Consider the following 13,415-nt stretch of genomic DNA (forward strand, 5'->3'; position numbering starts at 1 on the left):
GGGAGGACAAACCGTGGAAACCAACGCGTTGGAGGCGCTCGAAGCGGCAGAACCGGAGCGTGGTTACGCCAGTGACAAGGAGGCCTACCTTAGGCGGCTGAAGCGCATCGAGGGACAGGTGAGGGGCATAGCCCGGATGGTCGATGAGGACAAGTACTGCATTGACGTCCTGACCCAGGTTTCCGCCGTCACCAAGGCTCTCCACGCCGTCAGCCTCGGCCTGGTCCAGGACCACATTTCCCACTGTGTGGTTTCCGCGGCCAGGGAAGCGGAGGAGACAGGGGATCCGTCAATCGTGGAGACGAAGGTCCAGGAAGCAACAGACGCCATCGGCCGGCTCCTGCGCTAGCGGCGCGGAACCGGAGAACCGGCGGGGCGCGGCCCTGCCAGAGGAGGAGCACTTATGGAAACCAAACTCAGCATTTCGGGCATGACCTGCGGGCACTGCGTCGCTTCGATCACCGAGGAACTTATGGCCGTCGAAGGCGTCCAGGACGTCAAGGTGGACCTGGTGGCCGACGGCGTTTCGACCGCAGTGGTCACCTCCAGGGAACCCATCGCGTCCGAGCTGCTCGGTGAAGCCGTTGCAGAAGCCGGCTACACCGTCGTGGGCTGAAAGGAGCACCATGGCAACCCGTGAACAGCAGCACCTCGGCGCAGAGCGCGAGGTGTCGCTGGATATCCAGGGGATGACCTGCGCTTCCTGCGTCAACCGCGTTGAACGCAAGCTCGGCAAGATTGAGGGAGTCCAGGCCGCCGTCAACCTTCCGCTGAACTCGGCATCGGTTCTGGTCCCTGCCGGCGTGACCGATGACCAGCTTGTAGCCAGTGTGGAAGCGGCCGGATACCAGGCGAAAGTGGCGGCGCCTGCGGGGCACGGCGGGCACGAGGACCACATGGCACACGGGGGCGCCGCGGCAGAGCTGCGCCCCCGCCTGATGGCCGCCGCCATCCTGACCGTTCCGGTGCTGCTTATTTCAATGGTGCCGGCGTTTGCGTTCCCGAACTGGGGCTGGGCCGCGGCAGCACTCTCGCTGCCGGTTGTCCTGTGGTCCGCGTGGCCTTTCCACCGCGCCGCGGCGGTCAACGCGCGCCACCTGGCCTCGACAATGGACACACTGGTCTCGATTGGTGTCAGTGCCGCCTACCTGTTCTCCCTCGGCCAGCTGATCGCAGATCCAGGGCTGACGGCTGATCCGGGCATGAGCGAAGCCCACCTGTACTTTGAGGTGGCTGCCGTGGTTACGACGTTCCTGCTGCTCGGCCGTTACCTCGAAGCCCGGGCCAAGACCAGCGCCGCGGATGCCCTGACCTCCCTGCTGAGCCTCGGAGCGAAGGACGCAGTGGTGCTCCGGGACGGGCGCGAGGTGCTCATTCCTGCCTCCGAACTGGTGCCCGGAGACGTGTTCGTGGTGCGTCCGGGGGAGAAGGTCGCCACCGACGGAACCGTGGTGGAGGGCGAGTCAGCCATTGATGCAGCCCTGATCACCGGTGAGTCCCTGCCGGTAGAGGTCCATCCCGGCGACCCCGTCACCGGCGCCACGGTCAACACGGCTGGAAGGCTGCTGGTTCGGGCCACCCGGGTTGGCCGCGAGACCACCCTGGCCCAGATGGGCGCGCTCGTCAGCGCGGCCCAGTCCGGCAAGGCTCCGATCGCCCGGCTCGCGGACAGGATCAGCGCGGTGTTCGTCCCGGTTGTCCTGGGCATCGCCGCAGTGACCTTCCTGCTCTGGCTGCTGCTCACCGGGGACCTGCAAAGCGCATTCACCGCTGCCGTGGCGGTCCTGGTCATCGCCTGTCCCTGCGCCCTGGGGCTGGCTACCCCGGTAGGGCTGCTGACCGGCACCGGACGGGGCGCCCAGCTGGGCATCCTCATCAAGGGGCCGCAGGTACTCGAGGACACCCGCACGGTGGACACCATCCTGCTGGACAAGACCGGGACGGTGACCAGCGGCAGGCTCTCGGTGGCCCGGACAGTGCTGCTGCTTGGATTTGGAGCCGGGGATGAAGACGCGCTCCTGCGCGCCGCCGGCTCGCTCGAGAATGCCGGAGAGCATCCGATTGCCCGTGCCATCGCCGCAGCCGCGGAACACGGGCCCGGACTGGCACCCGTCAGCGGGTTCCGTTCTTCGCCAGGCGGCGGAGTCCGCGGCACGGTTGAGGGGCACAGCGTCGTCGCCGGGAGGCCAGGCTGGCTGGAGGAGAACGGGATTTCGCTCGATTCCTCTGCAGCGGACGTGCTTCGCCGGGAACAGGAAACCGGCGCCACCGCCGTCGTCGTAGCGCTCGACGGAACACCTGCAGGCATCATCAGCCTGCAGGACACCGTCAAGGACGGCTCCCGCCAGGCCGTGACCCGCTTGCGGGAACTGGGGCTGCGCCCGGTCCTGCTGACGGGTGACAACGCCGTCGTGGCGGCGGCCGTGGCACGGGAAGTCGGAATCGCGCCCGACGACGTGCTGGCCGACGTCCGCCCGGAGGGCAAGGTGGAGGCGGTGCGCAGGTTCCAGGAGCAGGGTGCCACCGTGGCCATGGCAGGGGATGGCGTGAACGACGCCGCCGCACTGGCCCAGGCGGACCTTGGCATCGCGATGGGCTCGGGAACGGACGCGGCCATGGCCGCGGCGGACCTGACCGTGATGGGCAGTTCGCTGGGACAGGTTGCTTCGGCGATCGAACTCTCCCGGCGAACCCTGCGGACCATCAAGGTAAACCTGTTCTGGGCCTTCTTCTACAACACGGTGGGCATCCCGGTTGCCGCCTTTGGCCTGCTAAACCCGATGATCGCCGGCGCGGCAATGGCCGCGAGCTCGGTGCTGGTGGTCGCCAACTCGCTGCGGCTGCGGCGCTTCGGCACATAGCAGCGCAACGCTAAACGGCAGGGGCCGGACCCGGAAGAACCAGGTCCGGCCCCTGCCGTTGGGCGGTGGGTGCTACGGAGCAGTCATGCTGGGACCAACGTGCTCCACCGGGCTGGCCAGCGGAATTCCGGAGCCGTCCCGGCGGCCGTGTTCTGTGGGCAACGCACGGGCCACGCCGTTCGCTGCGGCGGCCTTGGCAGGTCCGTGCCCTGCCCAGGCCACCACCAGTGCGTCTTCGCCCTTCAGGAACCGGTGCGCCCGCACGCCGGCAGTGGCTCGTCCCTTGGCCGGATACTCGGCGAAGTCCGTCACCTTCACTGACCCGCCGGGCGTTCCGGGAATCGTTTCGGTGCCGGAGGCAACGGTCACGACGACGGCGTCCGGGTCTGACGCAGCGACCACGCCGAAGAAGATCACTTCGTCACCCACGCCGAGCTTCATGCCCGCGACGCCGCCCGCGGTCCGGCCCTGCGGCCGAACTGCGGAGGCGGGGAAGCGAAGCAGCTGGGCGCCCCTGGTCGCGAAGACGAGTTCGTCGTCGTTTGCCGCGACCGCGGCACCAATGACCTCATCGCGCGGCTTGAGCGTGATCGCCTCCCAGTCATCCCGGTTCAGCGGGTAGTCCGGATTGAGGCGCTTCACCACGCCGTTGCGGGTGCCCATGGCCAGGACGGCATTCAGGGGCACCAGGCCGACCAGCTTCTCGCCCTTCGTCAGCGTCATGAAGTCCTTGGCGGCTACTCCGCCCGCGAGGTTGGGCAGCCCGTTGGTAGGTGGAAGCGCCGGCATGTCCATGACCTGCACGCGGACCATTCGGCCGGAGGAGGTAACCGCTCCGATCTCCCCGCGTGCCGTGGCAGCTACCACGCTGCGGAAGACATCATGTCGGGTGCGCTGTCCGCCCTCGGCCAGCGGCTCCTGGTTGGAGGTCCGTGCCAGCTGGCCGGACGCGGAAAGGATAACCCAGCAGGGGTCGTCGGGGATCTGCAGCGGAAGCACGGCCTTGGCGCCCTTGCCCGCCTTCACGGCAACGGATTCGGAGGCCATCGGTGCCACGGCCTCGGACTCCAGCAGCACCGTGCGGCGCGGGGTGGCGTACTTGGCGGCGACCTCGCCGAGCTCTTCGCATACCAGTTCCCGCAGGCGTTCCTCGGAGTCCAGGATGGCCTGCAGCTCCTCGATGGCAGCGCGCAGTTCTTCCTGCTCCTTCTCCAGTTCCAGCCGTGAGTACTTCGTGAGCTGGCGCAGCCGCAGCTCCAGGATGTGGTTGGCCTGGATCTCGGTGAGGTCGTAGATGGACATCAGGCGGGTGCGCGCCTCGGCAGTCTCTTCAGAAGAGCGGATGACCTGGATAACCTCGTCGATGTCCACGATCGCAATCAGCAGGCCCTCTACCAGGTGCAGGCGGTCCTTCCTGCGGCCCAGCCGGTACGCGGTGCGCCGGCGGACCACGCCCAGCCGGTGGGAAGCATAGACCTGCAGCAGCTCAACCAGGCCCAGGGTGCGCGGCTGGCCGTCCACCAGGGACACGTTGTTGATGCCGAAGGAATCTTCCATCGGAGTGTAGCGGTACAGCTGTGCCAGCACGGCCTTGGGGTTGAAGCCGTTCTTCAGCTCAATGACCAGGCGCAGTCCGTTCTGCCGGTCCGTGAGGTCAACGACGTCGGAAATACCCTGGAGCTTCTTGGAGGTGACCGCGTCCTTGATCTTTTCGATCACCTTCTCCGGACCCACCATGTACGGCAGTTCGGTGACCACGAGCCCGGTCCGGCGGGCAGTGAGCTGCTCCACCTCCACCTTGGCCCGGGTCTTGAAGGAACCGCGCCCGGTGGCATACGCGTCGCGGATCCCGTCCAGGCCCACGATGCGGCCGCCCGAGGGGAGGTCCGGACCCGGCACAAAGCGCATCAGGTCATCCAGGGTCGCCCCGGGATGCCGGATCAGGTGCTGGGCAGCGGCGATGACCTCGCCCAGGTTGTGCGGTGCCATGTTGGTGGCCATGCCCACGGCGATGCCGGAGGCGCCGTTGACCAGCAGGTTGGGGAACGCGGCCGGCAGCACTTCCGGCTGCATCAGCTGGTTGTCGTAGTTCGGAACGAAGTCCACGACGTCCTCGTCGAGGTGGTCCGTGAGGGTCAGCGCAGCGGCCGCGAGCCTGGCCTCGGTGTAGCGCGAAGCCGCAGGGCCGTCGTCGAGCGATCCGAAGTTGCCGTGGCCGTCGATCAGCGGCAGCCGCAGCGCCCAGTCCTGGGCCATGCGGACCATGGCGTCATAGATCGCCGAGTCGCCGTGCGGGTGCAGCTTTCCCATCACCTCGCCGACTACGCGGGCGCTCTTGACGTGGCCCCGGTCCGGGCGCAGCCCCATGTCCGCCATCATGTACAGGATGCGCCGCTGCACGGGCTTCAGGCCGTCCCGCGCGTCAGGCAGGGCACGCGAATAGATCACCGAGTAGGCGTACTCGAGGAAGGACCCCTCCATCTCGGTGGTGACATCAATGTCGATGATGTTTTCAGCGATGGGTTCGCCGGGAGGGGGTGCGGAGGCGGAGCGCCGGGCCATGGAGTTCTTGCGTCCTTGGGGTTGGTGTTGACTGGTCGGTGTTGGTGGGGAGTGGGTGCGGTGGAGAGGGTCAGTGGCGGGTTCTAAAAATTGCCCACTAGTCTGAGTCTATGGCGGAGCAGGGACAATACCCCGAATATTGGGAAGCTGATGTCGTTTTGCGGGACGGGCGCACGGGCCACCTGAGGCCTGTCTCCCCGGCGGATGCCGAGGCGCTGCAGGCTTTCCATATGCGGCAGTCCCAAAACTCCATCTATCTGCGGTTCTTCACCTACAAGGCTAAACTGAGCGGCCGCGAGCTGAAGCGCTTTACGAACGTCGACTACCGGGACAGGGTTGCGTTTGTCATCACACTCGGCTCCGAGATCGTGGGAATCGGCCGCTATGACCGCCTGGATGATCCCGCCGAGGCTGAAGTCGCCTTCAATATTTCCGACGAACACCAGGGCCGGGGGATCGGCTCGATCCTCCTGGAACACCTGGCTGCCGCAGCCCGGGAGAACGGCATCCGCCGCTTCAGTGCCGAGGTGCTTCCGGAGAACCGCAAGATGCTCAGCGTCTTCGCAGACGCCGGCTATGAGGTCCGCAGGGCGTTCGACGACGGCGTGATCGCCCTGGACTTCGACATCGACCCGACGGAAAAGTCCCGCGCCGTTATGGAGTCGCGCGAGCACCGCGCGGAGGCACGCAGCGTCGCGGACCTGCTGGCGCCGTCGTCCATCGCCGTTATCGGTGCCAGCCGCGAATGGGGCAGCGTGGGCTACCAGCTGATGGAACACATCGTCGAAGGCGGATTCACCGGCGGCGTCTACGCCGTGAACCCGGAGGCCTTCGAACTGGCCGGAATGGTGTCCTACGGCAAGATCTCCGAGATTCCCGAACCGGTGTCCCTGGCAGTCATTGCCGTTCCGTATGACCAGGTCCAGTGGGTGGCCGAGGAATGTGCGGCCGCGGGTGTCAGGCACCTCCTGGTGGTCAGTGCGGGATTCGACGACGGCGAAACTGGCCTGGCGCGCCAGCGCCGCCTGGTGCGCTACGCCCGCGCCAACGGGATGAGGGTGCTTGGACCGGCATCACTGGGCCTGATCAACACCCGTCCCGACGTTTCACTGAACGCCTCCATGGCTCCGGCCCTGCCGCGCCGCGGGGGACTGGGCCTGTTCAGCCAGTCCGCTGCGATCGGCGTCCTCCTCTACGCGGCCGCCCAGCGCCGGCGCCTGGGACTGTCTTCCACCATCTCGGCAGGCAACCGGGCGGATGTCTCCGGCAACGACGTCATGCAGTACTGGGAAGACGACGCCGGAACCAAGGTGGTGGGCCTGTACCTGGAGTCGGTGGGCAACCCGCGCAAGTTCTCCCGCATCGCCCGCCGCCTGGCCTCAGGGAAGCCCGTCATCGTGGCCAAATCGGAGGTTACCGGGCTGCAGCTTCCCCCCGGGCACTCGGTGCGGCTTACCCAGGCTCCGCAGGGGGCGCTGGATGCGATGCTTCGCCAGTCGGGGGTGATCCGGGTGGCAACCAACGAGCAGCTCATGGACGTGGCCCAGATCGCCTGCAGCCAGCCCCTGCCCCGGGGCAGGGGACTGGCGGTGCTGAGCAACTCCGCAGCACTTGGCCGGGTGCTGGCCGATGCTGCCGTACCGCTGGACCTGGACGCCGTCCACCTGCGCATCGACCTGGACCTGGACCGCGGCCAGAGCGTTGCCCTGCCGGCGCTGCGCCGGGCCGTCGCGGAGGCCCTGGCGGATGAAGCCGTGCACAGCGCAGTGGTGACGCTGCTCCCGGCGCCGGGGCTGGACATTGATGCCGTTGCCGACACCCTGCTGGACTGTACGCTGGAGGCCGGAAAACCCGTGGTCGCGGTCTTCACCGGAATCATGGATCCGAGCCAGCTCGTTGAGGGAGTGCTGGCCGTCCGCGAGGTGGTCCGTCCGGAAGCGCCGGCAGAAGAAGGGCAGGACCAGGAACCGGGGCTGCCGTCGGGACTTCCCTGCTTCGCGAGTCCGGGTGCGGCAGTCAGTGCCCTCTCGGCGCTGGTCCGCTACAGCGAATGGGCGGGCCGGGAACACGGCCACTACGCGGAGCCGGCCGGTGTGGACACCGAGGCTGCGCAGGCGTTCATCGACGAGCAGATGTCCCGGGTGGCAAACACGGACCTCCTGCGCCTGGGCCCGGCCGAAACCTCACGGCTCCTGGACTTCTACGGGATCAGCGTTCTGCCTTCACTGCCCTTCCGCACCGAGGACGAGGCAGTGGAGGCGGCAGGCAAGCTGGGCTGGCCGGTGGTTCTCAAGACCATCGATGAGCACCTGCGCCACCGGCTGGACCTGGGCGGGGTGCGGCTGAACATCTCCTCCGAGCAGTCGCTTCGGAGCAATATTTCCGAGATGCGTACCGCACTTGAGCCGTACGGCCGCTTTGAACTCGAGGTGCAGTCAATGGCGCCGTCAGGCCAGGGATGCGTGCTGCGGGCCATTGAGGACCCGCTGCTTGGTCCGGTCCTGTCTTTCGGGATAGCCGGGGACGCCGTGAACCTGCTCGATGACTGGGCCCATGGCATTCCGCCGCTGACGAGCGTGGATATTGCAGACCTAGTGAGGACGCCGCGTACCTCCCGGCGGCTCTTCGGCTACCAGGGGCTGCCCAGGGTGGACGTCGCCGCATTGGAGGACCTCATAGCCAGGGTGGCGCTGCTGAAGGACGAACACCCCGAGATTGCGCTGCTGGAGATCAATCCGGTGCTGGTTTCTGTGCAGGGCGTCACGGTGCTGAGCGCGGATATCCGGCTGGGCAACCCGCAGCAGCGCACCGACAGCGCACGCCGTGCCCTGCGTGACTAGAGCCGGGACGACCCCGCTGCAAACCAGCCGGTTGTGCATCCACAGCGCGCCTTTTTAGGTGCTCAGGGCGCATCTGGGGGAAACTGGTTTCATGTCGCCGCTACTTTCCGCTGAACGCCGCAGCCTTGACGCCTCCATCGAGCGCGCAGGCTTCTACCCCACGCTGCTGGCAGACGTTGTGCATGATGCCCTGGACGGGCGTGAGCCCCTCTCCCACCTGATCCATCTTGAAACGCATTTCGACCGGACCGAGGTGCACCGCCACATCACTGTCCTGGTGCTGACCGAGGACATGCTGGTGATCACCCACGTGGACGACCAGCAGCTTGATGAGGCCGGTGAGCAGATGATGGCGCAGGTGTCCACCGAGTCTGTTCCGGTAACCCAGATCCGCTCCGTGGTACTTGGCTACATGTACTCCCAGCCGCAGAACTACAAGCCGTCCGACCAGGCCCGCGAACTGACCCTCGCAATTGCGTGGTCCGGCGGACAGCGCCTGGACATGGGCCCGGCGGGCTGTGCCGATCCGCAGTGCGAAGCCGATCACGGCTACACCGGAACCATTGCACAGGAAGACATCGTGCTTCGCGTGTCTGCCGAAGCCGACGGAATCCAGGCAGTGCAGAACGCCAAGGCGTTCGCCCGCGCCCTGCGCAAGGTCAACACGGACACGATGAATGTCCGTGCCCTGGAACCGGCCCTGGACCGGCAGCGGATGCCGGGCATTGGCAGCCGTTTCAACCGCGGCCACCACCAGCGGTAAGGGGCATGGAAGCAGCACCTGCCTCCGAATCCCTGCCGCAGGCACCCGGTTACGGCCGCAGCTCCGTAGCGGAGGTCCTCACCAGTGCCGCAGGTGTCCTGCAGGTCCCCGGTTTCACCAATACCCTGGGGCTGCCCGCGGCGAAGCGGGTCTGCGTGGTCATGGTGGACGGACTCGGCCGGAGCCTGCTGAGGCAGCGCTCCGGACACGCGCCGTTCCTGCGGTCACTGCAGGACGGAGGGCGCACCCTGACCGCTGCCTTCCCCACCACGACGGCGGCGTCCCTCGCGTCGCTGGGAACCGGACTGCCGCCGGGGCAGCACGGCATGGTGGGCTACGACGTCCTGGACCCGGAGCAGGACAAAGTGGTCAATATGCTGGGCAACTGGGACCCCGGGGTGGACCCCCTCCGCTGGCAGCCCTTCCCCACTGTGCTGGAGCGGGCAGCCGGGCATCTGCCCGTGATTACCACCAGCCTGCCGCAGTTCGCTGACTCCGCCATGACCCGGGCGGCCCTCCGCGGGGGCAGCCATGCCTCGGCAACAGGCATTCATGCGCGCGTTGAAGCTGCCCTGGGGGCGCTGTCAGCGGAGAAGCGCGTGCTCATGTACTTCTACTTCAATGAGCTGGACAAAGCCGGACACCGTTATGGCGCCCAGTCCCCGGAATGGGGAGGCGCCCTGGAGGAACTTGATTCGGCCCTGAAGCGGTTCACGGCCAAACTGCCTCCGGACACCCTGGTCCTTCTGACCGCAGACCACGGCATGGTGGACGCCGCTCCGGAACACCGGATCGACTATTCAGCCGTCCCGGCCCTGATTGAGGGCGTACGCCATACTGCAGGGGATCCGCGCATGGTGCAGCTCCACCTTGAACCGGATGCGCCGTCCGGAACGCTGGAGCGGCTTACCGGCTCCTGGCAGCAGGCACTGGGTTCGAAGGCGTGGATCCTGACCCGGGACGAAGCTGTTGCGGCGGGCCTGTTTGGTCCGGTCCGCCGGGAGGTCCTGCCGCGCATCGGGGACCTGCTGGTAGCAGCCCGTGAACCGATTGCGCTCTTTGACGCCAGGCGGGCCAGCCCGTCGGCGCTGCAAATGGTGGGCCAGCACGGCTCACTCACCCGCGCCGAGCGCGAAGTCCCGCTGCTGACGCTGGCGCGGCCGGCCAAGAGCGGGCGGAAGTAGGATATGGCTGAACTGGTCTTCTTCTCCGGGACCATGGACTGCGGCAAGTCCACCCTGGCGCTGCAGATGGACTACAACCACAGCGCCCGCGGACGCGGGGGAATACTCTTCAGCCGCAACGACCGTGCCGGAAACGCGATGATCTCCAGCAGACTGGGGCTGCAGACCCGGGCCGTCGAGGTCAAGGACCACACTGATTTTTGGGACGAGGTCATCCTGACGCGTGGAACGGGGGACAGGGTGGATTACCTGATCTGCGACGAAGCCCAGTTCTACAGCGAGGAACAGATCGAGCAGCTCGCCCGGATCGTGGACGAGATGGAAATCGACGTGTTCGCCTTCGGCATCGCCACCGACTTCCGAACGCGCCTGTTCCCCGGGTCCCGGCGGCTGATTGAACTGGCTGACCGCATCGAGGTCCTGCAGGTCCGTGCGCTGTGCTGGTGCGGCCGCCGGGCCACCCACAACGCCCGCACCGTGGACGGAGTCATGGTGGTCACCGGTGACCAAGTTGTAGTGGGTGACGTGGACAAGCGCCCGGCAGACCCGGGCCCGGAAGCGCTCTTTGAGCCGGAGGATGCCGGAGCGCCGCCCGTTGTGGGGTACGAAACCCTGTGCCGGCGCCACTACATGCGCCGCATGGGCGCGCAGCAGGCAGCGCGCCATGCGGGAACGGGCGAAGACCCGGGCATCTGCGCTGTGGGCACAGTCCGCGCCTAGGCTTCGCCGGCGGTCCGTGATTCTTCCGGACCCGCCGCGGGGGTGCTAGTCGCCCTTGGTGCCGAAGACGATTTCGTCCCAGCTGGGAACCGAGGAGCGCTTGGGCTTGATCCGCCGCTCCGTCACCGGTTCCTTGGCCTCCGGGGCCTCTGCCGATTCTTCCCCCTCCGCAGGGGGCTTTTCGGTGTCTTCGCCGCGTGATCCGCGCAGCGGCCGGGCCAGGATGCTGATTTCCCGCGTCGACGTACTGATGCCCTCATCAAGACGCAGCGGATCCACGGGAGCCTCTTCTTCCTCCGGGATCTCCGCGTCCTCCGGTGCGTCCGGCGGCACAGGTGCCAGGCTCAGCTTGCCAGTGCGCGGCCGAAGCGCAGACTCGTCTTCAAGCTCAGCCTGACCTTCGCGCGGGTGGGCGGCCGGGATGCTGCCCTTTGCAAGCAGCGCAGCCAGGGCGTCGTCGCCGTCTTCATCCGTACCAAGTCGATGGCCGCGCCGGGAACGCAGGACGTTCAGCAGCTCATCCGTGTCCTCATCCGAGACGGGAACCGGCTCCTCCGGGGCGGTGTCGGTTTCGAAATCGAAGACGCGGTCTGCGACGGCGGAAAGCCGGCGTGCAGGAACGGGGGAGTCCACCGGCGCGAGCTCGCTGAGCAGCTGCGCCCACCGGTTGGCATTGGTCACCTGGCGGCGGAGTGGATTGTAGGTCCACCGGGCGGGAGGTTCCTCGCCGACGGAAACCCGCGAATCAGTGCCCAGGCTGAAACTGGCCACGACGTCCCAGGAGCCCTCGGGACGCCGCCAGGAATCCCAGACAACTGTCTCCGGATCCACGCCGAACGCGCGGAGGCGGTGGTTGACCATGTCGCCCAGGTTGACGGGAGAATCACCGAAGGCTGAGCGGTGGCTGTCCTGGGCAGGGCTCATGGGCGCTGCCACCTCGACGGACTGGGCCTGGCGCGCGATGTACTCGCGTTCGGCCAGGACCGGGCCCTCATACCGGCGGATATGGGCAAGGTCGTGTCCGGAGAGCTCAGCTACCTCCTCGGCGCTGGCACCGGACCGGATCCGCGCCTGGATGTCTCGGGGAGTCATGGAGGGCCCGGCCTCGGGCTCGGCGGCCTGCCCGGCGCGCCTGGCAGGGCGGGAAGCAGCAACGCGGAGGGCCTCGTCGATGCGGAGCCGGAACGTTTCGCCGCCCCGTCCGCTCAGCAGCAGATGTTCGCCGCCCTCATGGATACCCACGAGCCGTAGATCCTGCATGAAAAAATCCTCGCTATCGATAGCAACTCCTTCCTGAAACAATGCCATCCGTGCACTGGATTTCCTACCGTTTAGCCCGGTGTGGCGCGGATCCGGGGCGGGTGCCGGAAATGAATGTTGGCCTGCGGACACGATGGGACAGGCGCAGGCGTGGCTATTTCGTTCAGGGCGGACAAAAATCTCTCTTCTGCGGGCACAAACACAGGGGCCGCGGCGTTGTCTACTCCGAGCCGCGCTGCGGTTCCGGGCCAGGCGCCCGGGACCGGCAGCACGTGCCTGGATTTACCCGTGAAGTACTGACACCGATGGTGGGATGAGAATCATGGCGACAGACTACGATGCGCCGCGCAAGGCCGAAGACGACGCCAGTGAAGAGTCAATCGAAGAACTCAAGACACGGCGGACGAACGTCCAGTCGGCAGTGGTGGACGAAGACGAAGCAGAGGCCGCGGACAGCTTCGAACTGCCGGGCGCGGACCTTTCCGGCGAAGAACTTATGGTCCGCGTACTTCCCGCGCAGCAGGATGAGTTCACCTGTGCTTCCTGCTTCCTCGTGCGGCACCGGTCGCAGATTGCCAAAGAGAAGGACGGGCTCTACTACTGCATCGACTGTGAGGGCTGACCCGCAGCTGCCCGCGGGCCGGATTAGCTGCGCGCGGACTGAAGGGCGGCCGACAGCTTTTCCGGGTGGCGGGTGGAAGTCAGCCAGTACGGAGTCCGGTCTGCGGGATCGGTGATTTCCATCCTGACAACCGGACCTATCCAGCCGCGGATGCACAGGTACGCGGTTCCGTTCAGGGCTGGTCCGCGCTGCTGCGTTGCGTCCTCGCCGCGGTATGCTGCCACCGCCCCGATCCACTTGCGTTCAATCTGGGCGCGTCCCACCTGCACGGTCTCTTCGGTCACCCGGATGACGGGTGTGGACATCAGCAGGAGCACGGTCAGGACCACCGCAGCCACCAGGGCAACCAGTATTCCGACGAGCAGGCTGATGGGAATGAAGGCAAGGACGAAGGTGCCGGACAAGCCGGCTACGACCAGCCAGATCCAGAATGCCGGCAGCAGCCGCTCCGAATAGAGCACGGTCTGGGCAGGGCTGTGGGCAGCTGGTGTTGACATACTCCTAGCTTTCCATCTTTGTTCCGCGTTTTCATCCTGCCTGCGGGCCGCCCGGACCGGGCCCGCGCGGCGGGACGGCGCCGGGCAGGCGCTACGCGCTACAGTA

General features: G+C 66.9%; 11 protein-coding genes. 8 read left to right on the forward strand and 3 right to left on the reverse strand.

The annotated features are described in order from the left end of the window. Window positions 1-13: 13 nt before the first annotated feature. The 3 genes from ITX31_RS12420 to ITX31_RS12430 are packed head-to-tail and all read left to right on the forward strand — an operon-like array spanning window position 14 to window position 2,861. Window positions 14-349, forward strand: coding sequence for a metal-sensitive transcriptional regulator (locus ITX31_RS12420; RefSeq protein ID WP_323745674.1), 336 nt, complete (start codon window positions 14-16; stop codon window positions 347-349). 54 nt (window positions 350-403) lie between these two features. Beyond that, window positions 404-616 (forward strand): heavy-metal-associated domain-containing protein, encoded by a 213-nt coding sequence (locus ITX31_RS12425; protein WP_194783752.1) that lies wholly within the window; start codon window positions 404-406, stop codon window positions 614-616. Between the two features lie 10 nt (window positions 617-626). Beyond that, a complete protein-coding gene (locus ITX31_RS12430; protein WP_194783753.1) occupies window positions 627-2,861 on the forward strand; it encodes a heavy metal translocating P-type ATPase in 2,235 nt (744 codons plus the stop codon). Between the two features lie 72 nt (window positions 2,862-2,933). On the opposite strand, the gene ITX31_RS12435 is transcribed toward ITX31_RS12430, so the two are convergent. Further along, window positions 2,934-5,423, reverse strand: a complete 2,490-nt coding sequence (locus ITX31_RS12435) for a DNA gyrase/topoisomerase IV subunit A (protein ID WP_194783754.1) — start codon at window positions 5,421-5,423, stop codon at window positions 2,934-2,936. Between the two features lie 110 nt (window positions 5,424-5,533). Here ITX31_RS12435 and ITX31_RS12440 point away from each other — a divergent pair, with 110 nt between their 5' ends. The 4 genes from ITX31_RS12440 to ITX31_RS12455 all read left to right on the forward strand — a co-directional run bounded on the left by ITX31_RS12440 (window position 5,534) and on the right by ITX31_RS12455 (window position 10,930). Next, complete coding sequence (locus tag ITX31_RS12440; RefSeq protein WP_194783755.1) at window positions 5,534-8,263, forward strand: bifunctional GNAT family N-acetyltransferase/acetate--CoA ligase family protein; 2,730 nt, start codon at window positions 5,534-5,536, stop codon at window positions 8,261-8,263. A gap of 91 nt (window positions 8,264-8,354) precedes the next feature. Continuing rightward, on the forward strand, window positions 8,355-9,026 hold the full coding sequence (locus tag ITX31_RS12445) for a DUF5998 family protein (protein ID WP_194783756.1): 672 nt from the start codon (window positions 8,355-8,357) through the stop codon (window positions 9,024-9,026). A 5-nt stretch (window positions 9,027-9,031) separates the two neighbouring features. Continuing rightward, window positions 9,032-10,210, forward strand: coding sequence for an alkaline phosphatase family protein (locus ITX31_RS12450; protein ID WP_194783757.1), 1,179 nt, complete (start codon window positions 9,032-9,034; stop codon window positions 10,208-10,210). 3 nt (window positions 10,211-10,213) lie between these two features. Then, entirely contained in the window at window positions 10,214-10,930 is a 717-nt protein-coding gene (locus tag ITX31_RS12455; protein ID WP_194783758.1) for a thymidine kinase, read from the forward strand. Between the two features lie 45 nt (window positions 10,931-10,975). Here ITX31_RS12455 and sepH read toward each other — a convergent pair whose 3' ends face one another. After that, complete coding sequence (gene sepH, locus ITX31_RS12460) at window positions 10,976-12,190, reverse strand: septation protein SepH (RefSeq protein ID WP_194783759.1); 1,215 nt, start codon at window positions 12,188-12,190, stop codon at window positions 10,976-10,978. A 322-nt stretch (window positions 12,191-12,512) separates the two neighbouring features. Here sepH and ITX31_RS12465 point away from each other — a divergent pair, with 322 nt between their 5' ends. Continuing rightward, window positions 12,513-12,812 carry a DUF4193 domain-containing protein gene (locus ITX31_RS12465; protein WP_194783760.1) on the forward strand — a complete coding sequence of 100 codons (300 nt, stop codon included), beginning with the start codon at window positions 12,513-12,515 and terminating at the stop codon, window positions 12,810-12,812. A 23-nt stretch (window positions 12,813-12,835) separates the two neighbouring features. On the opposite strand, the gene ITX31_RS12470 is transcribed toward ITX31_RS12465, so the two are convergent. Next, window positions 12,836-13,309: a DUF3093 domain-containing protein gene (locus ITX31_RS12470; RefSeq protein WP_194783761.1), complete on the reverse strand. Its 474-nt coding sequence runs from the start codon at window positions 13,307-13,309 to the stop codon at window positions 12,836-12,838. Between the last annotated feature and the right edge of the window lie 106 nt (window positions 13,310-13,415).

This window comes from Arthrobacter gandavensis, from assembly GCF_015355785.1.
Taxonomy (GTDB): domain Bacteria; phylum Actinomycetota; class Actinomycetes; order Actinomycetales; family Micrococcaceae; genus Arthrobacter_B; species Arthrobacter_B gandavensis_A.

Excerpts from the sequence above, each read along its gene's own strand:
- ITX31_RS12465 (WP_194783760.1), top strand. The coding sequence starts at position 12,513 with ATGGCGACAGACTACGATGCGCCGCGCAAGGCCGAAGACGACGCCAGT.
- ITX31_RS12455 (WP_194783758.1), top strand. The coding sequence starts at position 10,214 with ATGGCTGAACTGGTCTTCTTCTCCGGGACCATGGACTGCGGCAAGTCC.
- ITX31_RS12435 (WP_194783754.1), bottom strand. The coding sequence starts at position 5,423 with ATGGCCCGGCGCTCCGCCTCCGCACCCCCTCCCGGCGAACCCATCGCT.
- ITX31_RS12425 (WP_194783752.1), top strand. The coding sequence starts at position 404 with ATGGAAACCAAACTCAGCATTTCGGGCATGACCTGCGGGCACTGCGTC.
- ITX31_RS12430 (WP_194783753.1), top strand. The coding sequence starts at position 627 with ATGGCAACCCGTGAACAGCAGCACCTCGGCGCAGAGCGCGAGGTGTCG.
- sepH (WP_194783759.1), bottom strand. The coding sequence starts at position 12,190 with ATGCAGGATCTACGGCTCGTGGGTATCCATGAGGGCGGCGAACATCTG.
- ITX31_RS12470 (WP_194783761.1), bottom strand. The coding sequence starts at position 13,309 with ATGTCAACACCAGCTGCCCACAGCCCTGCCCAGACCGTGCTCTATTCG.
- ITX31_RS12445 (WP_194783756.1), top strand. The coding sequence starts at position 8,355 with ATGTCGCCGCTACTTTCCGCTGAACGCCGCAGCCTTGACGCCTCCATC.
- ITX31_RS12450 (WP_194783757.1), top strand. The coding sequence starts at position 9,032 with ATGGAAGCAGCACCTGCCTCCGAATCCCTGCCGCAGGCACCCGGTTAC.
- ITX31_RS12440 (WP_194783755.1), top strand. The coding sequence starts at position 5,534 with ATGGCGGAGCAGGGACAATACCCCGAATATTGGGAAGCTGATGTCGTT.